This window comes from Streptomyces sp. CB02959 (assembly GCF_002803155.1).
In the GTDB taxonomy this organism is placed as follows: domain Bacteria; phylum Actinomycetota; class Actinomycetes; order Streptomycetales; family Streptomycetaceae; genus Streptomyces.
In genome coordinates this window covers 133,563-155,071 of the sequence record NZ_NNBP01000018.1, presented here as the reverse complement: position 1 = coordinate 155,071, position 21,509 = coordinate 133,563, and the positions used below count along the sequence as shown (strand labels likewise).

The window sequence follows — 21,509 nt, the reverse complement described above, 5'->3', positions numbered from 1 at the left end:
CGTCCTGTGCTTGACTGGACGGAGACCCTTTCGGTTGCCGTTGAGAAGAAGGTCCCGACCGTGAGTAGCCCCCAGTTCGCGACGCTCCGCTACACCGCCCTTCGCATCGGCCTGTTCGCCGCCAGCTTCGCCGTCGTGTGGGTGCTGGCGTACTTCCAGATCATCCCGATCGGCGTCGGCAACTCCAACCTCGTCTGGATGCTCCTCCTCGCCATCGTGATCTCCGCGCCGCTCAGCTTCGTGCTGCTGCGCAAGCAGCGGGACGCGATGTCCGAGCAGATCGTGGCCAAGGTGGACCGCCAGAAGGAGCGCCTCGCGGCCAACCAGCGCATGGAGGACGGGCTGTAGGCCCGACCCCCGCTCCCTCCGGACTGTAAGACGCGTCACGTCGGCGCGCCGTCCGTTCCCCACCCCCGTCCGGCGCCCGGTGCGCGGAGTCCCAACTCCGCACACCGGGCGCCGTTTTGCGCGGTCCCGCCGATATTGCCCCGTCCCGTCCACCCTCATCACGACTCAAAGATTTTCTTTGGGTTCCTCAAAGTTCAAGTGTTAACGTGCTTGTCATGAAGACCGCAGCCGCGCCCGCGAATCCCATGAGCGTCCCGCTCGTGGTGCGCCTGCACGTCGATCTTTGCCGCTGTATGTCCGCGGCCTGTTGCCGCCGCTGACCCGTTCCCCAGCGGCCGGAGATCCTGTCTCTACGCACGGACCTCCTGGCGCCACGTCATGCCGTTCCCGACGCCTCGCGTCTCCACGCCTTCCCGTTCCCGGAGTGTGTCCGTTGTCCACGTCTGCCCAGACCCCCGCGCCCGCCGAGGCGCCCCAGACCCCGAAGACCTCCCGAATACCCAAGATCCCGTTCTGGGTGCAGATCCTGGCCGGCCTCGTCCTCGGCGTGGTGCTCGGCTGGGTCGCCAAGAGCGGTGACGTCGGCTGGCTCGGCTCCACCCTGGAGCACATCGGCGACCTCTTCGTCCAGCTGCTGAAGCTGGCCGTCGCCCCCCTGGTCTTCTTCGCGATCCTGGTCTCGATCACCAACCTGCGGCAGGTCAACAACGCCGCGCGACTGGCCACCCGCACCCTGCTGTGGTTCATGGTCACCTCGCTCATCGCGGTCGCGATCGGCCTGGCCATCGGCCTGCTGACGCACCCCGGCGCGGGCACCGGGCTGACCCCCAAGGACGGCAAGCTCCCCCAGCACACCGGCTCCTGGATCGACTTCCTCACCGGCATCGTCCCCACCGACGTCATCACGCCGTTCACCGAGCTCAACGTCCTGCAGATCGTCTTCATCGCGGCCGTCGCCGGCATCGCCGCGCTCCAGCTCGGCGACAAGGCCGAACCGGTCCTCAAGCTCAGCCGCGCCGTCCTGGAACTGCTCCAGAAGGCCCTGTGGTGGGTCATCCGCCTGGCCCCGATCGGCACCGTCGGCCTCATCGGCCACGCCATCGCCACCTACGGCTGGAACCTCATCGGCAAGTACGCGACCTTCACCGTCGACATCTACGTCGGCTGCGCGCTGGTCCTCTTCGTCGTCTACCCGCTGCTGCTCTCGACCGTCGCCAAGGTCAACCCGCTCCAGTTCTTCCGCGGTGCCTGGCCCGCCATCCAGCTGGCCTTCGTCTCCCGCTCCTCGGTCGGCACCATGCCGGTCACCCAGAAGGTCACCGAGCGCCTCGGTGTGCCGAAGGAGTACGCCTCCTTCGCGGTGCCGTTCGGCTCGACGACCAAGATGGACGGCTGCGCCTCGATCTACCCGGCGATCGCCGCGATCTTCATCGCGCAGATCTTCAACGTCCACCTGAGCATCGCCGACTACGTCCTGATCGCCTTCGTCTCGGTCATCGGCTCCGCCGCCACCGCCGGCCTCACCGGCGCCACGGTCATGCTGACCCTGACCCTGTCCACGCTGGGCCTCCCCCTGGAGGGCGTCGGCCTGCTCATGGCCATCGACCCGATCCTGGACATGATGCGGACCGCCACCAACGTGGCCGGCCAGTCCGTCATCCCGATCCTGGTCTCCGCCCGGGAGAAGATCCTGGACCGCGACGCCTACGCCAGCGCCACCAGCATCCGCATCGGCGACTCCGGCGCCGACACCGCCGCCGCCGAGCCCGTCACCGAGCGCGAGCCGGCCACCGCCGCGGCCTGACGCCGCCCACCGGGGCCGTCCGGCCCCGCCGCCGCACCCGACAGCGCCCCCGCAGCCCGTACGAGGCCGCGGGGGCGCCGCCGTGTGCACCCGCGGGGCCGCGGGCCGGGCGGGCGGCCGTCACCGCCCCCGGACCGCCCCGGTGTGCGCCAGGATCGCGTCCACCAGCGGCCGGTGGACCGCCGGCGGCAGCGCATGCCCCATCCCCGGGACCTCCACCAGCTCCGCGCCCCCGACCGCCTGTGCGAGGTGCTGCGGATGCGGCGGCGGGAACACCGGCTCGGCCGGGGCGCAGACCACCAGCGTCGGCACCGTGTTCCGCGCCAGCTCCTCGGTGCGGAGCATCCCGCCGTCGTCGGCGCGCCCGTGGGCGGTGCCCACGCGGTAGTGCCCGGTGTGCGCGACGACCCGGCGCTCCAGATCGCGGTAGTACGCCGCGTCGAACGGCAGCAGCCCACCGGCGAGCACCCGCCAGTGCGCGATCCGGCGCTCGATCTCGGCCTCTTCACCGTGGTCGACGACCGGCCGGGCCCACATCTCCAGCACCTCCGGCGCGATGCCCGGCAGCTCGTCCACCGGGACGGTGGAGCCGTCGGGCCGGGTGTACGGGACGGTGCTGAGCGCGCCGGTGCCCATCAGGGTGGCGCTGAGCAGCCGGTCCGGATGGTCGGCGAGGACCATCTGGGCCAGCATGCCGCCCAGCGACAGCCCGACGAGATGCGCGCGGTCGACACCGAGCCCGTCCAGCACGGCGACCACGTCGGCGGCGAGGTCGGCGATCCGGTACGGCCGGTCCTCGAACGACCAGGTGGAGCGGCCGGTGTCCCGGTGGTCGTAACGGATCACCCGGTGGTGCGCGGCCAGCGCGTCCACCAGCGGCTCCGGCCAGCCGACACCGGTGGCCTGCGCGCCCATGACCAGCAGCAGCGGGGGCGCGTCGAGCGGCCCCCGCTGCTCGGTCCACAACCGGACCCCCGGAGCGGCCTGGACGAAGTGCTCCTCGACCACCGGCGCACCCGCCGAACCCCGCTGTGACATGCGCAGACCTCCTGAAATCCCGATATCCATCAACGCAACGAACCGTATCGTCTCGCCATGCCCGCCGCTCGTCAAGTGGGCCGGCGGGGAGGGTGAAGATCGTAAACTTACTTTGCGGTAAATGCCGTAAACGGGCGGGATGATGGAGGGTCTTCAGGGTGGGAGCTGCCAAGAGCAAGCGGGTGCCGCGGGCGGTCCGGGAGCGGCAGATGATGGACGCCGCGGTGCGGACGTTCGCACGGCGCGGGTACCGGGCGGCCTCCATGGACGAGATCGCCGAACTCGCCGGCGTCTCCAAGCCCCTGGTCTACCTCTACCTCAACTCCAAGGAAGACCTCTTCAACGCGGTCATCCGGCGCGAGTCCGTGGCCCTGGTGGCGGCCGTGACCGCCGCCGTGGAGCGGGACGCCGCCGCCGACCGCCAACTCTGGAGCGGCCTGACCGGCTTCTTCGCCCACACCGCCGAACACCCCGACGGCTGGGCGGTACTGCACCAGCAGGCGCGGACCCAGGGGGAGTCGTTCGCGGTCGAAGTGGCCGCGATGCGGGCGGAGATCGTCCGGTTCGTCACCGGGCTGATCGCGGCCGCCGCGAAGGAGGCGGGCTGCGCCGGCGAACTGGCCGACCGCGAGGTGGCGGGCCTGGCCCACGCCCTCGTCGGCGCCGCCGAATCGCTCGCCGAGTGGGCCAACGCCCGCACCGCCGACGGCGCGTCGGCCTTCGGGCCCTCCGGCGAAGGCGCACGGCCGACGGCCGAGGAGGCCGCCGACACCCTGATGAACTTCGCCTGGTCCGGTCTCGGCCGCCTCATGCGCGGCGAGCGCTGGACCCCGGCCTGACGCCACCGACGGCGCTTGCCCCCGCCCCGCCCCCGTCCGGACGCGTCCCGGGCGGGGGCGGGGCGCGTCGAAATCCCGCGGCCGCAGACCAATGCCCTGCAAGGGCATTGGCTGGAAGTCGGCACCGGGCGTAAATTTACCGCGCAGTAAGGTTACCTTCGGGTCAGCGCTGAAAGGGGCCGGTGCCTTGCTGCATCCGCCGCGTTCCGCCGCCGCACAGGTGGGCCACCCGCACCCGGCCACGCCCACCGCGGGACGCGCCCGCGTGGCCGACCGGCACCGAGGAAGGATCCCGCGGCAGCTCCGCCGGCCTCCACCCGTCAGCCGGGGGCGAACCACCCCGCAGGCGACCCCGCGGCGACCACGGCGGGACAGCCGCATACGCGGGCGGCCGCACGCGTCAGGCGCCCGTACATATGGGGCGCCGCGCACACCTCACCCACCCACCCACTTCCCCCCCAACACCTCCGCACCCGTACCCGCACCCCGCAACACCAGCGCGCAACACCGAGGAGCCGCTCGTGTTCAACCAGGACAGTGCACCCCCACTCACCCCCGCACCCCAACTCACCTCCCCCCACAAGACGTTGCTCGACGGCACCGTCCGCGAGGTCTCCGTACCCGCCCTCGCCCCGCCCGTCCGCACCGGCTCGCTCGGCGACATCCCCTTCACCAACGCCACCGAGGCCCCGCACGCCACCGTCCTCTCCCGCAAGCAGCCCGACGGCGCCTGGCGCGACCTCACCTCCGCCGAGTTCGCCGCGGAGGTCCGCGCCGTCGCCAAGGGTCTGATCGCGCACGGCCTCCGCCCGGGCGACCGGCTCGCGATCATGGCCCGGACGACCTACGAGTGGACCCTCGTCGACTTCGCCGCCTGGGCCGCCGGCCTGGTCACCGTCCCCCTCTACCCCACCTCCTCCGCCCATCAGGCGCAGTGGATCCTGCACGACGCGACGGCCCGCGCCTGCGTCGTCGAGACCGTCGACGAGGCCCGCCTGATCAGCCAGATCCGCGGCCGGCTCCCCGCCCTCGACCACCTCTGGCAGCTCAGCACCGGCGCGATCGCCCAGCTCGTCGACGCCGGTCGGGACCTTCCCGACGAGGTGGTGGAAGAACGCCGCGCCACCCTCACCCCCCACGTCCTGGCCACCCTCGTCTACACCTCCGGCACCACCGGCAACCCCAAGGGCTGCGCCCTCACCCACGCCAACTTCTTCGCCGAGGTCGACAACGCCATCGCCCTCCTGCACCCCGTCTTCACGTCGGTCAGCGAGGAGCCCGCCGCGACACTCCTGTTCCTCCCCCTCTCGCACGTCTTCGGCCGCATGGTCGCCATCGGCTGCCTGCGCGCCCGGGTCCGCCTCGGCCACGCCGCCAGCCTCCAGACCGACGAACTCCTCGCCGACCTCGCCGCCTTCCGGCCCACCTTCCTCCTCGCCATCCCGTACGTCCTGGAGAAGGTCTTCAACACCGGCCGCGCCACCGCCGAGAAGATGGGCCGGGCCACCTCCTTCGACCGCGCGGCCCGCGTCGCCCGCGCCTACGGAGAGGCCGTCGAGGCCAGGGAGCACGGGACGGGGCCCGGCCCCGGCGTCGCCCTCAAGGCCGCCCGCAAGCTCTACGACCCGCTCGTCTACCGCCGGATCCGCACCGCCCTCGGAGGCAGGGTCCGCTACGCGATCTGCGGCGGCTCCCCGCTGGGCCACCGCCTCGCCGCCTTCTACTCCGGCGCCGGCATCGAGGTCTTCGAGGGCTACGGCCTGACGGAGACCACCGCCGCGAGCACCGTCACCCCACCGCTCCGCCCGCGCATCGGCACGGTCGGCTGGCCGCTGCCCGGCAGCTCCGTCCGCATCGCCGACGACGGCGAGGTCCTCCTCCGCGGCGCCCACGTCTTCGCCGGCTACTGGGACGCCGCCCGCAGCGCCGTCCGCCCGGCCACCGACCAGGACGGCTGGCTGGCCACCGGCGACCTCGGTGCCCTCGACGCCGACGGCTACCTCACCCTCACCGGCCGCAAGAAAGAGATCATCGTGACCAGCGGCGGCAAGAACGTCGCCCCCGCTCCCCTGGAGGACCGCCTCCGCGCGCACCCCCTGGTGGGCCAGTGCATGGTCGTCGGCGACAACCGCCCGTACGTCACCGCGCTGATCACCCTGGAACCCGACGGCCTCTCCCACTGGCGCCAGATGACCCGGAAACGCGACGTACCGCTCGCCGAACTCGTCCACGACGAGCGGCTCCTCGCCGACCTCCAGCACGCCGTCGACGACGCCAACGAACTGGTCTCCCGCGCCGAGTCCATCCGCCGCTTCGCCGTCCTCCCGGCGGAGTTCACCGAGCAGACCGGACACCTCACCCCGTCCCTCAAACTCCGCCGCGCCGTCGTCGCACGTGACTTCGCCCACGAGATTGCCCGGCTTTACCAAAGGGAGTGAAAGGGAGGGGCGGGGTTTGCGAAAGTGAGTGGCCCGGCTCTGGAGCCACGGCCCTCCGCGCGTCAAACTGGAACCCCCGTGTCACCTCTGTGGGGGAGGTGGCACGGGGTCTTCCCTGCCGTGCCGCGGACTCACCCGGAACGGTCCCGCGTCGCCCGCGGCCGCGGAAGGCCCGTCGCCTCCCCGGCCTCACCTCGGGGGCAACGCCACCGCCGTCTGCATCTGGCACGAGTTGCACCAGAACGCCCACCCGTTGGCGTCCACGGACCGCGAACCGCACGCCAGACACGGGTCGCCGACGAAACTCGCGGCCACCCACGCCCCGGCCGACGCGGCCCGCCGCCCCGCCGCCGCCCGCTCCTCGGCGTAGCAGGGGATGCACACGCCGCCCTCCCGGCCGGGCAGCTTCATGGGCCGCAATCCGCAGACGGCGCACGGGAGTCTGCCGACGTACTGCGCGTCCAGGCCGACCGGCTTGCCGTTTCTGCTGAAGGCCGCCATGGTCTCCCTCCCCTATGCCAGGACGGTTCCGGTGCCGGCGCAGCCGGAGCACTGCGTGGTGACCGTGTGGCCGCCGGGGGTCTCCCACTCGACGGTGCCCGCGCCACCGCAGTCCGGGCAGGGCTTCTGCGGGGGCATGCTCTCGCTCATTCTGCCCACGGTAGGACTTGTCATGTGGCCATGCGACCACTTTCCGTGATCGCATCGACCGGTACCGCAATCACCGGGAACGGCCTTCCGGTGCGACCGGTGGTCCGGTTTTTCCGGGCCCGCCCGAATTCGGGCGGCGGTCTCCGGCCGAGGAGCGCGACGGGCCGAGGGGCGCGGGGAGTCCGCAGGCCAGGGCCGGTGCCGGGGCGTGGGTGCGGCGGCCCCGGCGCGGACTCCGGTGGGAATTGGGGTGGATTTCCCGTGCCGCGGGAATCCCGGAATTGCACAATCCGATCTCCCCGGCCACTCTTCCCGGCCTTCCTGCCGATGCGTATTTCCGGGCGTTCCGGTGCGGGGAATTCTTCATTCCGTATCCGGCGGAGGGCGATCGCCGGCGGGCCTTCGGGGGCGGGTGCCGGACCGGAAGGGGGCGGCGCCGGCGGCGGGCGATCCGTGCGCCGCGCGGCCGCGCGGCCGCCGCGCGGGGTTATTCACCTGGTATTCATTTTCCGGCGCGCGGGCGCGCGGGGAAAGCGGGCGGCGGCCAGGGTGTACGAAAGGGTGTACAAAAGGCAGGAGCCCCCCTCCGCCCGAAGGCGGAGGGGGGCTCCTTGGGTGCTACTGGTCGATCAGATGAGAACGACCGGAGCGGTTGAGTCAGGCCGGGGTGACGTTCTCCGCCTGCGGGCCCTTCGGGCCCTGGGTGACGTCGAAGCTGACCTGCTGGTTCTCCTCCAGGGAGCGGAAACCAGTGGCGTTGATCGCGGAGTAGTGGACGAAGACATCCGGGCCGCCGCCGTCCTGGGCGATGAAGCCGAAGCCCTTTTCAGCGTTGAACCACTTGACGGTTCCGGTAGCCATGAGCCCTCCTTGGGCCAAAGGGTTGCCCTGCTCCAGAACCTGCAAAGAAGTCTGAAAACTACAAAAGCCCGCGGGTTACATGCTCCGCAGGCTCTGTACTGCAAGGGAAACCAAACTGCAACTTGGCCTGAGCCTAGCACGGTGAGCTCCGGAGGTGGAAGAGCTAAAGATCACGTTTGGCCGGGAGTGGAAAAGGCCACACCGGGCCCCCGGCGTACGGTGCCGGAAGCGCCGGGTCTAGCCTCCGCATGTGGACAATTCAACCTTTGGAGACGCACTCGCGGGAGCCGACGCAGACCACCGTCGCAGCCGGCCGCGAGTGGGCCACATCCAGTTCCTGAACTGCCTGCCCCTTTACTGGGGCCTGGCCCGTACGGGCACCCTCCTCGACCTGGACCTCACCAAGGACACCCCCGAGAAGCTCAGCGAGCGGCTGGTGCGCGGGGAGCTCGACATCGCGCCGATCACGCTCGTCGAGTTCCTGCGGGCCGCCGACGACCTCGTGGCCTTCCCCGACCTCGCGGTCGGCTGCGACGGGCCGGTCATGTCCTGCGTGATCGTCTCGCAGAAGCCGCTGGAGAAGCTGGACGGCGCCCGGGTCGCCCTCGGGTCGACCTCGCGGACCTCCGTCCGGCTGGCTCAGCTGCTGCTCGCCGAGAAGATCGGGGTGCAGCCCGACTACTTCACCTGCCCGCCGGACCTCGGGCTGATGATGCAGGAGGCCGAGGCCGCGGTGCTGATCGGCGACGCGGCGCTCCGGGCCAACCTGCACGACGCACCCAAGCTCGGCCTGGAGGTCCACGACCTGGGCCAGATGTGGAAGGACTGGACGGGGCTCCCGTTCGTCTTCGCCGTCTGGGCGGCCCGGCGCGACTACCTGGAGCGCGAGCCGCAGGTGGTCCAGAAGGTGCACGAGGCGTTCCTGGCCTCGCGGGACCTCTCGCTGGAGGAGGTCGGCAAGGTCGCCGAGCAGGCGGCCCGCTGGGAGTACTTCGACGAGGCGCTGCTGGAGCGGTACTTCACCACCCTGGACTTCCGGTTCGGGCCGGACCAGCTGCGCGGCGTCACCGAGTTCGCCCGGCGGGTGGGGCCGACCACCGGGTTCCCGGCCGACGTGAAGGTGGAGCTGCTGCCGGCGGGGGCCGACGCCGGCTAGGGCGACTCGCCGCGCGGCCGGCGGACGGGTGCCCGCCGGCCCCACCGGGCACCCGCGGGCCCCCGCGCGGCTACGGCGCCGGTGTCGGGCCGAGGAGGACCCGGCTGACGGCCTCCAGGCTCGCGTCCCGCATCCCGCGGAGATAGCTGCGGGCGTTGTGGCCGCCGTCCTCGATGACGTGCAGCCGGGCATGGACCGGCCCCTTGGCGTACCGCTCCATGAAGCGCTCCAGGTTGGCCCGGCCGCCCTCCTTCGTGCCGATCTGGAACTGCACGTACACATCGGGGGCGCCGGGGCGGGCGGCCAGGCGCCGCGCCAGCCGCTCCGGGTCGTTGGCCCGCATCTCCGCCCGGTGGCCGCGCCACAGGGGCGAGTCCGGGCGGATGTCCGGGCCGCTGGCGATCACCGCCTTGAAGCGGTCCGGGTGCTGGAGGACCTGCTTCAGGGCGACGAAACCACCGGACGAGGACCCCATGAACGCCCAGCCGTCGCGGCTGGTGAACGTCCGGAAGTTCGCCTTGACCAGGTCGGGGACGTCGTCGGACATCCAGGTGCCCATCTTCGGCTGCCCCGGGATGTCGCTGCCGTCGTAGTAGTGCCTGTCGGGGTTGAGGACCGGCATCACGACGAGGAACGGCCGGCTGCGGCCCAGGGCCGCCAGGTCGCTGACGGTCTGCTGGAGCTTGTGGCCGGTCGCCGCCCAGTAGTTGGCGGGGTGGCCGTAACTGCCCGGCAGGGCGATCAGGACCGGGAAGGCGCTGTTCCGGTAGCGGTCCTCGTAGTACTCCTTGGGCGCCCAGACCCACACCTTGCCGGTGAACCCGGACTTCTTGCCGTGCAGGGTGGTGACGCCGATCTTCGTGCCGTCGCCGAGCGTGGCGGTGGTACGGAACACGGCCTGCGGGCCGGTCGGCATCCGGACGGTCGGATCGGCCGCGGACGCCCGCACCGGGCCGGGCACGCCGTCGGGCAGCGCCCGGCTGAACGACATCGGCTCACCGGTGTCGTTCAGCACGTCCAGGTACTTGACGGTCGGATAGGCGCAGAGGCCGACCACGGCCACCAGGCCGGTGAGGAAGGACGCGCGCCACTGGAGGCGCGCGACCGGCCGGCCCTCCCCGGTACGCCGGGCGGAACGGCCGCGCCCGAGGAAGCGGGAGTGCCTCAACAGGCCGCGGCGCCCGCTGCGGTGCTCCTGGCGCGGGTCGTGCGGGTGGTCACCGGGGGTGCGGTGCATGGGCGTTCTCCCGATCTCCCGATGGACGCGCCCTGAGCAAGGAGTCGCGGGGCGGATGGTCGGCTTGCGCCCTGTTTGATGCGGAAAGCGGGACCGAGGTTTCGGGAACGCGCCATGAACTGGGTCATAAGCTGGGGCCGCCGTCTTGGAGGGGGAGGCGCCATGGAACCGCTGGCCGACGAGGACCCACGGGCCCTGGGCGGATACCGGCTGCTCGGCCGCCTGGGCGCGGGCGGGATGGGCCGCGTCTACCTGGGGCGCAGCGCCGGCGGGCGGACCGTCGCGGTGAAGGCCGTGCACGCCCAGTACGCCGCCGACGAACAGTTCCGGGCCCGCTTCCGGCGCGAGGTCGCCTCGGCGCGGCGGGTCGGCGGGGCCTGGACCGCGCCCGTCCTGGACGCCGACCCCGACGCCCCCGTCCCCTGGGTCGCCACCGGCTACGTCGCCGGCCCCTCCCTGGCCCGGGCGGTCGCCGACCACGGCCCGCTCGCCGCACACTCCGTCCGGGCCCTCGGCGCCGGACTGGCCGAGGCGCTGACCGCGGTGCATGCGCGCGGGCTCGTCCACCGGGACGTCAAGCCCTCCAACGTGCTGCTGACGCTCGACGGACCCCGGCTGATCGACTTCGGGATCGCCCGGGCCACGGAGGGCACCGCCGCACTGACCTCCACCGGGGTCTCGGTCGGCTCGCCCGGCTACATGGCGCCCGAGCAGATCCTCGGCAAGGACGCGGAGGGCGCCGCCGACGTCTTCTCCCTGGGGGCGGTGCTGGCGTTCGCGGCAACCGGGGCCGGCCCGTTCTCCGGGGACTCGTCCGCCGCGCTGCTCTACAAGGTGGTGCACGAGGAACCCGAACTGGGTCCGGAACTCGGCGGCGAGCTGCGCGAACTGGTGGCCGCCTGCCTGGCCAAGGACCCCGCCCGGCGGCCCGCTCCCGGCGCGGTCGCGGCACGACTCGCGGGGGAGGGCGGCGGCGCGGCCGGGCTGGTGCGCGCGGGCTGGCTGCCGGGCCCGCTGGTCGAGCAGGTCAGCCGCCAGGTGGTGGCGCTGCTGGATCTGGACGCGGAGGAGGGCGGGGGCGGCTTCGAGGCGGTGTCCGGGCTGATCCCGTTCGATCCGCGGGCGCAGAGCGGCGGAGCGCCACCGTCCGCTTGGCCGGTGGCCGGTGCCCCGTACGCCGCGCCCCCGCCGCCGCCCACGCCCCCGCCCGCGGCCACACCCCCGCCCCCGTCCTCGCCCCCGTCCCCGTCCTCGTCCCGTCTCGCCGATCTGCCGACCGGCTCCGCGGTGTCCCCGGCCGTCGTCCCCAAGGAGCGGCGGATCACGCTCAGCGGCGTGCTCGGCGGCAAGGACCGGCCCCGGCGGACAAGCTGCACGCTGGTGCTCTCGGTGGCCGGCGCGCTGGCGGTCGCCACCACCACCGCGGTGTTCTTCGCCGTGCTCAAGGGGCCGGGAGGCGGCGGCTCGACCGCCACACCGCCGTCCGGGCACACCCCGACGGCCGGGCCGGCGCCCACCGCCGCCACCGGCGTCCCCAAGGGCTTCCTGGGCACCTGGCGCGGCACCGTCACCATGGCGAACGGGATCCCCAACGGCACCATGACCAGCGTCATCAAGGCCGGCGGCGCGGGCGACGTGGTCGTACGGACCACGTACGACGTGGTGCTGGTGAGCTGCCGGGCCGAGGCGAAGCTGGTGTCGGCCGCCGGCGGCAAGCTGGTCCTGCGGGAGAGCCCCGACGGCAGGCAGGGCCCGGGCTGCACGGGCAACACCTCCACCGTCACGTACGCCCTCGGCAAGGACGGCGCGCTCGCCTTCTCCTCGGACGACAAGCGGGGCGGCAACCCGAAGGCGACCCTGACGAGGAGCGGCGGCTGACGGGCCGCTCCGCCCGCGGGCCAACCCCCACCCGCGCCGTCGGACCCCTGGCGTACGCTGGTTCAGTCCTGCTTTTCTGCAGTACTTGCTGTCTGTCCGCCTCCGAAAGGGACGCCCCGGTGACCGAGAACGCCGACCTCCAGTCCGTACTCGACCGCGCCGCGCAGGGCGGCCGCATCACGCCGGAGGAGGCGCTCGACCTCTACCGCTCCGCGCCGCTGCACGCACTGGGCCAGGCCGCCGACGCCGTCCGCCGCCGCCGTTACGCCGGTACGGAGCACATCGCGACGTACATCATCGAGCGCAACATCAACTACACCAACGTCTGTGTGACGGCCTGCAAGTTCTGCGCCTTCTACGCCGCGCCCAAGGACACCGCCAAGGGCTGGACCCGCGACCTCGACGACATCCTGCGGCGCTGCGCGGAGACCGTCGAACTGGGCGGCACCCAGATCATGTTCCAGGGCGGCCACCACCCGGACTACGGCGTCGAGTACTACGAAGAGCACTTCTCCGCCATCAAGAAGGCGTTCCCGCAGCTGGTCATCCACTCCCTCGGCGCCTCCGAGGTCGAGCACATGGCGCGGATCTCCAAGGTCTCCGTCGAGGAGGCGATCTCCCGGATCCACGCCGCGGGCCTGGACTCCTTCGCCGGCGCCGGTGCCGAACTCCTCCCGGCCCGCCCCCGCAAGGCCATCGCCCCGCTGAAGGAGTCCGGCGAGCGCTGGCTGGAGATCATGGAGGCGGCGCACAAGCTGGGCGTCGAGTCCACCTCCACGATGCTGATGGGCACCGGCGAGACCAACGCCGAGCGCATCGAGCACCTCCGGATGATCCGCGACGTCCAGGACCGTACGGGCGGCTTCCGCGCCTTCATCCCGTACACCTACCAGCCGGAGAACAACCACCTGAAGGGCCAGACGCAGGCCACCCTCTTCGAGTACCTGCGCATGATCGCCATCGCCCGGATCTTCCTCGACAACGTCGCCCACATCCAGGGCTCGTGGCTGACCACCGGCAAGGAGGTCGGCCAGCTGTCGCTGCACTACGGCGCGGACGACCTCGGCTCGATCATGCTGGAGGAGAACGTGGTCTCCTCGGCCGGTGCCAAGCACCGCTCCAACCGCCAGGAGATCATCGACCTGATCCGCAAGGCGGGCCGCGTCCCGGCGCAGCGCGCGACGACCTACGAGCACCTCGTCGTGCACGTCGACCCGGCCGACGACCCGGTCGACGACCGGGTCGTCTCGCACCTCTCCTCGACGGCCATCGAGGGCGGCACCGCCCACCCGGAACTGAAGCTCATCGACGCCAACTGACCACCGGAACGCCACCGAGCAGCGGTCGAACGGATGCTGACGCTCCACAAGGCACGGGCCGTCCGGCTCGGCTCCACCGAGGACGCCGAGCCGCTCCCCGGATACGCGGTCGTCGTCGACGGCGACCGGCTGGCCGCCGTCGGCCCGTACGAGGAACTGCTGGCGGCGTACGGCACGGGGGTCCGGGTCCGGGAGTGGGACGGGACGCTGACCCCGGGCCGCCACGAACCGGACGGCACGGCGCTGCTGGAGGGCGCCTACCACCCCGATCCGCGCGAGGCCGCCGAACTCGGCACCGAACCGCTGACCGGCGCGGCGCTGGCCGCCCTCCCCATGAGCGAGACCCGCTGGGGCGCCAGTGCCCGGCGCGGCCTCCAGCGCCTGCTGGCCGCCGGCACCACCACGCTGGCCGGCCCGTTCACCCGCCCCGCGGTCCGCACGGCGGTGCAGCGGTCCGGCCTCCGGCAGACCGCGGGCCGGACCGCGGCCCCCGGGGGCCCGCCCCACCCGGTCACCGTCCTCGCCCCCGGCGCCCCGGCCGACTTCGCCGTCTTCGCCCCGGACGGCACCTGCCTGGCCACCGTCCTCGCCGGCCGTCTCGTCCACCGCCGCCGCTGACCTGCGGCCGCGTCCCGCTCCCGGTCGCCGGCGGGTCCCCGTCAAGAACCCGTCAGGGCCCGCCGCCCGCACGTCAGGGCGGTGTCAACGGAAGCGGAGCGGGTGATTCAGCCCGGCAGGATCTTGATCGCGGGGACGGCCGTCGCCCGGCCGCTCACGATGCGCCACGCACCGCTCGACCGCCCGGAATGTCAGAGGGGGGCATGACGGCCGTCCCCGACCAACCGCGCCGCCCGGCCCCGCCGCGCCGCGGGCCCGTCGGGCCGCCCGGTGCCGGGGGCCGGTTCCGCACGGTGGACAATGGCCGGGTGACCCGAGCATCCCTGGACAAGCAGCCGCACGAAGTCGCCGCGATGTTCGACGACGTGGCGGCACGGTACGACCTCACCAACGACGTGCTCTCCCTGGGCCAGGCGCGGCTCTGGCGCAAGGAGGTGGAGCGTGCGGTGGCCGCGCGGCCCGCCGAGCGGGTACTCGACCTCGCGGCCGGGACCGGCACCTCCTCGCTGCCGTTCGCGCGGACCGGGGCGTACGTCGTGCCGTGCGACTTCTCGGTGGGAATGCTGCGGGAGGGCAAGAAGCGCCACCCGTGGTTGCCGTTCGCGGCGGGGGACGGGACCCGGCTGCCGTTCGCGGACGGGGTGTTCGACGCCGTCACCATCTCCTTCGGACTGCGCAACATCCAGGACACCGATGCCGCGCTGGCCGAGCTGTACCGCGTCACCAAGCCCGGTGGGCGGGTGGTGATCTGCGAGTTCAGCGAGCCGACCTGGGCGCCGTTCCGGACCGTCTACACCGAGTACCTGATGCGGGCGCTGCCGCCGGTGGCCCGTGCGGTCAGCAGCAACCCGGACGCGTACGTCTACCTCGCGGAGTCCATCCGCACCTGGCCCAACCAGCCCGAGCTGGCCGCCCGGCTCCAGGGCGCGGGCTGGACCGGGGTCGCCTGGCGCAACCTGACCGGTGGGATCGTGGCGCTGCACCGGGGCACCAAGCCGGCCGAGGGCTGAGCCGGGAGCCGGAGCCCGGCGCCGGCGCACGCCGACGCGCGAAGAAGCCGCCCCCGACCGTGTTCCCACGGCCGGGGGCGGCTTCTTCGACCGGAGTGCGGCGGCCCCGGGGCGCGCTGCGGCTTCCCGGGCTGCCGCCGTCGCCGGCTACTTCTTGAACGCGTAGTCCATCAGCTTCTTGGCGTCCGCGGTGCGGTTGTCCAGGGACGAGGAGGCCAGGACCGCGCCGATGACGGTCTTGCCGCCGCGGGTGGCGGCGAAGACCAGGCAGTACTTGGCCTCCGGGCCCGAGCCGGTCTTCACACCGATGGTGCCCTGGTAGCTGCCGAGCAGGTTGTTGGTGTTGGTCCACGACATGTAGCGGTAGCCGCCGCTCTTCGTCGTGACCTTCTGCTTGGTGGACTTGGTGCCCACGACCGTGCGGAACGTGGAGAACTTCATCGCGTTCGAGGCGAGCTTGGTCAGGTCGCGCGGCGTCGAGTAGTTCGTGCCACGCCCTATGCCGTCGAACGAGTCGAAGTGGCTGTTCTTCATGCCCAGGCTCTTGGCGGTGGTGTTCATCTGGCCGATGAACGACTTCACCCGGGCGTCCCGGGTCGAGCCGGTGCCGAACTTGTCGGCCAGCGCGTAGGCGGCGTCGCAGCCGGACGGGAGCATCAGCCCGTACAGCAGCTGGCGGACCGTCACCTTGTCGCCGACGATCAGATGGGCCGACGAGGCCCAGTTGTTGTTGACGATGTAGTCGCTGTACGCCTTCTGGACCGTGACCTTGGAATCCAGGTCGAGGTTCTTCTGGGCCAGCACCACCCGGGCCGTCATGATCTTGGTGGTGGAGCCGGTGGACCGGCGGGTGTCCGCGGCCTTGGCGAAGAGCGTCGAGCCGGTGCCGTTGTTCATCACGAAGCCGCCGGCGGCGCTGATGCTGGGCGTGGGGAGGGTCGCGGCCTGCGCCTGGGAGCCGAACGCCCCGGCGGTCAGGACGGCTCCGGTGGTGACGGCCACCGCGGATGCGCGCCGCATGCCCTTGATGCGCCTGATGCCTTTGATGCCGATTTTCAAGTGGATGCTCCAAATGCCCCTGCAGTGCGGTCACATGAGAGTGCCGCTCTCTGGTCAGACACTCGGGGTGCGGCAATGGATGTGTCGCCGTTGCTTTTCTTTCGGTCATTTCCGGTGCCGGCCCAGGATTCCTCCCGGGCCGGGCCGGAGCTCCCGTACCCGGGTCAGAGGGCCAGCCGGTGGCAGTGCGCCGTCCGCTCGCCGGTCGGCGTCGGGAACGTCTCGTCCAGGCGCATCCCCAGGCGCCGGGTCACCGCGAGCGACCGGGTGTTGCGGGAATCCACCATCGCCACCACCTCGCGGACCCCGGCCGCCCGTACGGCGTCCAGCGCCCGCTGCGCGGCCGTCGTGGCGTACCCCTTGCCCCAGTACGCCCGGCCCAGCCGCCAGCCGATCTCGATCTCGCCGACCGGGCCCCACTCCGACGGCCAGGGCTGGGCGCCGGTGAAGCCGATGACCGCGCCGTCCGACGGGTCCAGCAGGGTGTAGAGGCAGAAGCCCCGTTCGGCGTGGTGGCGGCGCTGGCGGGCGGTGAACTCCTCGTAGACCGAGAGTTCGGCGGGGGCGCCGCCGTGGAACTCCATCACCGCGGGGTCGTTGAAGACCCGGTGCCAGTGCAGTGCGTCCTCGTCGGTGGGTATCCGCAGTTCGACGGCGGGGAGGGGGCGCGCGGGCCGGGGAGCGGGCGCAGGCGTCATGGGACAACCCTTCAGTTTCCGATCATCAAGGCCCCCATAGACTGCACCTGCCCAGTGCCGGTCGGCACCCAGATATCCGCCGCGGATATCCAGATATCGACTTTCGGGAGAAAACGCCGTGACCGAGTCCGCGTCCGTGACCGAGTCCGTGACCACGCCCCGATCGGAGCACCGCGCGGACGTGATCGTCGTCGGCGCCGGACCGGCCGGCTCGGCCACCGCCTACCACCTCGCCAAGTCCGGCCTGGACGTACTGCTCCTGGAGAAGACGGCGTTCCCGCGCGAGAAGGTCTGCGGTGACGGGCTCACCCCGCGCGCCACCAAGCAGCTGATCGCGATGGGCATCGACATCTCCGAGGAGGCCGGCTGGCTGCGCAACAAGGGTCTGCGCATCATCGGCGGCGGCTCCCGGCTCCAGCTCGACTGGCCGGAACTCGCCTCCTTCCCGGACTACGGACTGGTCCGCAAGCGGGACGACTTCGACGAGCAGCTGGCCCGGCAGGCGCAGAAGGCCGGCGCCCGGCTCTACGAGCGGTGCAACGTGGGCGCGCCGATCGTCAACGAGCTGACCGGGCACATCACCGGCGTGCACGCCAAGCTCGGCGAGGAGAAGGCGCCGGTGACCTTCCACGCCCCGATCGTGGTCGCCGCCGACGGCAACTCCACCCGGCTGTCGCTGGCGATGGGGCTGCACCGGCGCGAGGACCGGCCGATGGGCGTCGCGGTGCGGACGTACTTCACCTCGCCGCGGCACGACGACGACTACCTGGAGTCCTGGCTGGAGCTGTGGGACCGCCGGGGCGCCCAGGACCGGCTGCTGCCGGGCTACGGCTGGATCTTCGGCATGGGCGACGGCACGAGCAACGTCGGCCTCGGGATCCTCAACTCCAGCTCCGCCTTCCGGGAGCTGGACTGGCGGGAGATCCTCAAGGCGTGGTGCGCGTCGATGCCCGCCGACTGGGGCTACACCCCGGAGAACATGACCGGTCCGATCCGCGGCGCGGCCCTCCCGATGGCCTTCAACCGCCAGCCGCACTACACCAAGGGCCTCCTGCTGGTCGGCGACGCCGGCGGCCTGGTCAACCCGTTCAACGGCGAGGGCATCGCGTACGCCATGGAGTCCGGCGCCCTCGCCGCCGAGGTGATCGTGCAGGCGCAGGCCCGTGCCACGTACGCCCAGCGCGAGCTGGCGCTGCACCGCTATCCGAAGATCCTCAAGGACACCTACGGCGGCTACTACTCCCTCGGCCGGGCGTTCGTGAAGCTGATCGGCAACCCCAAGGTGATGCAGATCGCCACCCAGCGCGGCCTGACCCACCCGCTGCTGATGCGCTTCACGCTGAAGATGCTCGCCAACCTCACCGACCCGTCGGGCGGCGACGCGATGGACCGGATCATCAACGGCCTGAGCAAGGTCGCGCCGAAGGCGTGACCCGCCCCGGGCCGCCCGCAGGGGATGCGGGCGGTCTCGGGTCCTCGGCCCACCTCCCATGACATGGGAGGTAATTGAGGCACTCCTCCCGTCCCGGCATCGTGGGACGCGTCGCAGGCGGACGCGACGGAACGCACCGCAACGGGAGGAAACGCCATGTTCTTCGAAGGCCACGACGGGACCCGGCTCTGGTACGAGGAGTACGGCCAGGGCGAGCCGCTGGTGTTCGTGGCGAGCGCCATGCTCACCACCGACATGTGGGAGTACCAGATCCCCTACTTCGTCGAGCGGGGCTTTCGCTGCGTCGCGTTCGACCGGCGCGGACACGGCCGCTCGGACCGGCCCTCCGGCGGCTACGACACCGATGCGACCTCGGACGACCTGGCCGCCCTGCTGGACCACCTCGGGCTGGACGGGGTGACCTTGATCGGGCATTCGCTGGGCGGTGCGGAGGTCGCCCGCTATCTGGCCCGGCACGGTTCCGGGCGGGTCCGCCGGGCCGTGTTCCTCGCGGCGACCCTGCCGTTCATGAAGCGGACCGAGGACAACCCCGAGGGGCTGCCGGAGTCCGCCTTCGAGGAGTCGATGGCGCTGCTGCGGACCGACCGGCCCCGGTGGATGGCCCAACAGGCGCAGGTCTTCTTCGCCACCCACCTGGGCAACGACGTCCACCCCCTCATGGTCGACTTCACCATCCAGCAGGTGATGGCCTGCGCGCCGTACGCGACCCAGCAGGTGCAGCGGGCGGTCTTCCACACCGACCACCGGGCGGGGCTGCGCGAGATCGACGTCCCGACCCTGGTCGTGCACGGCGCGGCCGACTTCTCCGCGCCGATCGACGTCACCGGCCGGCGGACCGCGGAACTGATCCCGGGCGCCGTCTACAAGGAGTACCCGGACGCCGGCCACGGCCTCTACGCCAGCCACCACGCCCGGCTCAACGCGGACCTGTCGGAGTTCCTCAAGGACTGACGGCCGGCGGCCGGGTCCGGGGTCGGGCGGTGGCGGCCCGGCCGAAGAGCGGCGCGGGCGCGCGGCACCGGCGCGGTCGGCAGGGGGCGGTGCGCCGGGCGGCGCGAGACGGACGCCGGGTGGTCCCGCTCGGCCCGGACAACGCGGAACCGCCCCTCCCGAGCGGGGGAAGGGGCGGTTCCGTAGAGCGGTCCGGGGGCGCGGTCCTTTACAGGACGCGCACCGCGCCGGTGGGCATGTCGTAGCTGAGGGGGCGCTCGACGATGCCGGTGCTCGGGTTCTGGGCGCCGATGAAGTTGCCGTTCCCGACGTAGACGGCGACGTGGTAGGCGCTGCCGGCGCTGCCCCAGTAGAGGATGTCGCCGACCTGGAGGTTGCCGAGGCCGACCTGGGTGCCGGTGGTCGACTGGCTCTGCGAGACGCGCGGCAGGTCGATGCCGATCTGGGAGAACGCGGCCTGGGTCAGGCCGGAGCAGTCGTACGAGGACGGGCCGCTGGAGCCGAGCACGTACGCCTTGCCGAGCTGCGCCTTCAGGAAGGAGACGAGGGTGGAGACGCTGCCGCTGCTGCTGCCGGTGGAGGGGGCGTCGGAGACGGCGGAGAGCGCGGTGCGCGCGTCGGAGCGGGAGGCGCGGGCCTGCGCGGCTTCCTTGGCCTTGCGGGCCTCGTCGGCGGCCTTCTTCGCCTCGGCCTCGGCCTTGGCCTTCTTCTCCGCGGCGGCCTTCGCCTTGCCCGCGTCCTTGTCGGCCTTGGCGGCGGCCGCGTCCTGGAGCGCCTGCCGCTCGTAGCTGAAAGCGGCCTGCTGGGCGGCGTCGGCGCTCTTGGCGGCACTGGTGGCCAGCGCCGTCGTGATGGTAGGCATCTCCTGGGTCTCGGAGACGGGCTTCTCGGCGGCATTGGCCGGCACGGTCGCGCCGGTCACCGCGAGGGTGAGGAAGCCACCGGTCACGCCCGCACGCAGGGCCCGCGAGGACGCGGAGCGGCGGGGCTTCCGGTGGCTGGGTATGAGTGCGTTCGGGGACATGCCACCACGGCTATCAGGAGCCGCAGGTTGCTGCCAACAAAGGTGGAGTGCGCCACACTTGTCGTGTTCACGGCGAATAAAACGGACTTTTCGTCAGCTGCCGCGCCGCTGACGCGATGTCCGAATTTCGCGATCATGTTCCTACGCACGGCATTTGATGTCCGGCGCGGCCTCCGGGGGCGCTTATCACTTCTTGATCCGCCACGCCAAGGCTTCCCGGACGTCAAGGTCTTATGGCTCCAAGGCGCGTGGGATAGGTCACTCGTGAGTGTCCGTTATGTTCCCGTGACCGACCGTCGGCCGCCGGCCGGCCTCGCGCCGTCCCGGAGTTCCGCGGATCCACCCTCCGCTCGTGAACGGGAGCACGTACCGACGATCACGAGAGGGTCACGAGAGCATCACGTCTACGGCCGCCGCGCATATAGCAGTTGAAGCGCGTCCAGCGCCAATTTGCCTGCCCGGCCCACTCCTTGATAGTGAAACCAACGCGCTGACCAGCGGTAACCCCGGCGAATGTCACCTCTGGTGATCACTCGCGCGCTTCGTGTGCGGAGATCACCGGTCATCCGACTTCATGATCCTTCGTCAGGTGGTGAAGATCACAAAGGCGTTGGCTCACCCCGTGTCGCAGATCACAGACCGACGGGCATAAGATGCGGGCATCGGGCTTGTGAACTGCCTCACATATCCACGATCACCGTGTGGCAGCCGAGCCCGAGCGGACCGCCATCCAGTCATCGTCGACTGAAGGGAGCGAGGACGGTGAACGCTTACGCGCCCATCCTCGTACTGGGAGCCCTCGGGGCAGGCTTTGCGATCTTCTCCGTGGTCATGGCCACGCTCATCGGCCCCAGGCGCTACAACCGGGCCAAGCTCGAAGCGTACGAATGCGGAATCGAGCCCACGCCGCTTCCGTCCGGCGGTGGTCGCTTCCCGATCAAGTACTACCTGACGGCGATGCTCTTCATCGTCTTCGACATCGAGATCGTCTTCCTCTACCCCTGGGCGGTCAGCTTCGACGCCCTGGGACTGTTCGGGCTCGTCGAGATGCTCCTCTTCGCGCTCACCGTCTTCGTCGCCTACGCCTACGTCTGGCGTCGCGGCGGCCTGGAATGGGACTAGGGGGC

General features: G+C 71.7%; 20 protein-coding genes. 12 read left to right on the top strand and 8 right to left on the bottom strand.

Annotated elements, in window-relative coordinates:
- Positions 1-60: 60 nt before the first annotated feature.
- Together CG747_RS27370 and CG747_RS27365 are read left to right on the top strand one after the other, a co-directional pair.
- Positions 61-348, top strand: a complete 288-nt coding sequence (locus CG747_RS27370; protein ID WP_100604557.1) for a DUF4229 domain-containing protein — start codon at positions 61-63, stop codon at positions 346-348.
- A gap of 433 nt (positions 349-781) precedes the next feature.
- A complete protein-coding gene (locus CG747_RS27365) occupies positions 782-2,152 on the top strand; it encodes a dicarboxylate/amino acid:cation symporter (RefSeq protein WP_100604495.1) in 1,371 nt (456 codons plus the stop codon).
- Between the two features lie 120 nt (positions 2,153-2,272).
- Here the strand turns inward: CG747_RS27365 and CG747_RS27360 are convergent, their stop codons facing one another.
- Positions 2,273-3,190 (bottom strand): alpha/beta fold hydrolase, encoded by a 918-nt coding sequence (locus CG747_RS27360; protein WP_100604494.1) that lies wholly within the window; start codon positions 3,188-3,190, stop codon positions 2,273-2,275.
- A gap of 158 nt (positions 3,191-3,348) precedes the next feature.
- On the opposite strand from CG747_RS27360, the gene CG747_RS27355 reads away from it, so the two are divergent.
- Both CG747_RS27355 and CG747_RS27350 read left to right on the top strand, forming a co-directional pair.
- Positions 3,349-4,029 (top strand): TetR/AcrR family transcriptional regulator, encoded by a 681-nt coding sequence (locus CG747_RS27355; RefSeq protein ID WP_257980774.1) that lies wholly within the window; start codon positions 3,349-3,351, stop codon positions 4,027-4,029.
- Between the two features lie 416 nt (positions 4,030-4,445).
- A complete protein-coding gene (locus CG747_RS27350; protein ID WP_374701819.1) occupies positions 4,446-6,467 on the top strand; it encodes a long-chain fatty acid--CoA ligase in 2,022 nt (673 codons plus the stop codon).
- Positions 6,468-6,656: 189 nt separating this feature from the next.
- Here CG747_RS27350 and CG747_RS27345 read toward each other — a convergent pair whose 3' ends face one another.
- From CG747_RS27345 to CG747_RS27340, 3 genes are all read right to left on the bottom strand, one after another.
- The gene (locus CG747_RS27345) at positions 6,657-6,968 is read right to left on the bottom strand and encodes a hypothetical protein (RefSeq protein WP_100604493.1); all 312 of its coding nucleotides are present in this window, start codon (positions 6,966-6,968) and stop codon (positions 6,657-6,659) included.
- A 12-nt stretch (positions 6,969-6,980) separates the two neighbouring features.
- On the bottom strand, positions 6,981-7,118 hold the full coding sequence (locus tag CG747_RS48240; RefSeq protein ID WP_180985727.1) for a hypothetical protein: 138 nt from the start codon (positions 7,116-7,118) through the stop codon (positions 6,981-6,983).
- Positions 7,119-7,775: 657 nt separating this feature from the next.
- The gene (locus CG747_RS27340; RefSeq protein WP_100604492.1) at positions 7,776-7,979 is read right to left on the bottom strand and encodes a cold-shock protein; all 204 of its coding nucleotides are present in this window, start codon (positions 7,977-7,979) and stop codon (positions 7,776-7,778) included.
- A 250-nt stretch (positions 7,980-8,229) separates the two neighbouring features.
- On the opposite strand from CG747_RS27340, the gene CG747_RS27335 reads away from it, so the two are divergent.
- The gene (locus CG747_RS27335; protein WP_100604491.1) at positions 8,230-9,135 is read left to right on the top strand and encodes a menaquinone biosynthetic enzyme MqnA/MqnD family protein; all 906 of its coding nucleotides are present in this window, start codon (positions 8,230-8,232) and stop codon (positions 9,133-9,135) included.
- A gap of 70 nt (positions 9,136-9,205) precedes the next feature.
- Here the strand turns inward: CG747_RS27335 and CG747_RS27330 are convergent, their stop codons facing one another.
- Positions 9,206-10,372, bottom strand: coding sequence for an esterase family protein (locus CG747_RS27330; RefSeq protein ID WP_100604490.1), 1,167 nt, complete (start codon positions 10,370-10,372; stop codon positions 9,206-9,208).
- A gap of 162 nt (positions 10,373-10,534) precedes the next feature.
- Here CG747_RS27330 and CG747_RS27325 point away from each other — a divergent pair, with 162 nt between their 5' ends.
- The 4 genes from CG747_RS27325 to CG747_RS27310 all read left to right on the top strand — a co-directional run bounded on the left by CG747_RS27325 (position 10,535) and on the right by CG747_RS27310 (position 15,197).
- Positions 10,535-12,250 carry a serine/threonine-protein kinase gene (locus CG747_RS27325; RefSeq protein WP_100604489.1) on the top strand — a complete coding sequence of 572 codons (1,716 nt, stop codon included), beginning with the start codon at positions 10,535-10,537 and terminating at the stop codon, positions 12,248-12,250.
- A gap of 119 nt (positions 12,251-12,369) precedes the next feature.
- A complete protein-coding gene (gene mqnC / locus CG747_RS27320) occupies positions 12,370-13,569 on the top strand; it encodes a cyclic dehypoxanthinyl futalosine synthase (protein ID WP_100604488.1) in 1,200 nt (399 codons plus the stop codon).
- Positions 13,570-13,602: 33 nt separating this feature from the next.
- Positions 13,603-14,187: a hypothetical protein gene (locus CG747_RS27315; RefSeq protein WP_100604487.1), complete on the top strand. Its 585-nt coding sequence runs from the start codon at positions 13,603-13,605 to the stop codon at positions 14,185-14,187.
- Between the two features lie 308 nt (positions 14,188-14,495).
- Positions 14,496-15,197: a demethylmenaquinone methyltransferase gene (locus tag CG747_RS27310; protein ID WP_100604554.1), complete on the top strand. Its 702-nt coding sequence runs from the start codon at positions 14,496-14,498 to the stop codon at positions 15,195-15,197.
- A 147-nt stretch (positions 15,198-15,344) separates the two neighbouring features.
- Here CG747_RS27310 and CG747_RS27305 read toward each other — a convergent pair whose 3' ends face one another.
- Both CG747_RS27305 and CG747_RS27300 read right to left on the bottom strand, forming a co-directional pair.
- On the bottom strand, positions 15,345-16,256 hold the full coding sequence (locus tag CG747_RS27305; RefSeq protein ID WP_180985725.1) for a D-alanyl-D-alanine carboxypeptidase family protein: 912 nt from the start codon (positions 16,254-16,256) through the stop codon (positions 15,345-15,347).
- Positions 16,257-16,420: 164 nt separating this feature from the next.
- Entirely contained in the window at positions 16,421-16,954 is a 534-nt protein-coding gene (locus CG747_RS27300; RefSeq protein ID WP_100604486.1) for a GNAT family N-acetyltransferase, read from the bottom strand.
- A gap of 118 nt (positions 16,955-17,072) precedes the next feature.
- Here CG747_RS27300 and CG747_RS27295 point away from each other — a divergent pair, with 118 nt between their 5' ends.
- Positions 17,073-18,386, top strand: coding sequence for a geranylgeranyl reductase family protein (locus CG747_RS27295; RefSeq protein WP_257980772.1), 1,314 nt, complete (start codon positions 17,073-17,075; stop codon positions 18,384-18,386).
- 156 nt (positions 18,387-18,542) lie between these two features.
- Complete coding sequence (locus CG747_RS27290) at positions 18,543-19,358, top strand: alpha/beta fold hydrolase (RefSeq protein ID WP_100604485.1); 816 nt, start codon at positions 18,543-18,545, stop codon at positions 19,356-19,358.
- 208 nt (positions 19,359-19,566) lie between these two features.
- Here the strand turns inward: CG747_RS27290 and CG747_RS27285 are convergent, their stop codons facing one another.
- Positions 19,567-20,382, bottom strand: a complete 816-nt coding sequence (locus CG747_RS27285; protein ID WP_100604484.1) for a C40 family peptidase — start codon at positions 20,380-20,382, stop codon at positions 19,567-19,569.
- A 762-nt stretch (positions 20,383-21,144) separates the two neighbouring features.
- Between CG747_RS27285 and CG747_RS27280 the strand changes: the two genes are divergently transcribed.
- Positions 21,145-21,504 (top strand): NADH-quinone oxidoreductase subunit A, encoded by a 360-nt coding sequence (locus CG747_RS27280; protein WP_100604483.1) that lies wholly within the window; start codon positions 21,145-21,147, stop codon positions 21,502-21,504.
- Positions 21,505-21,509 lie beyond the last annotated feature (5 nt).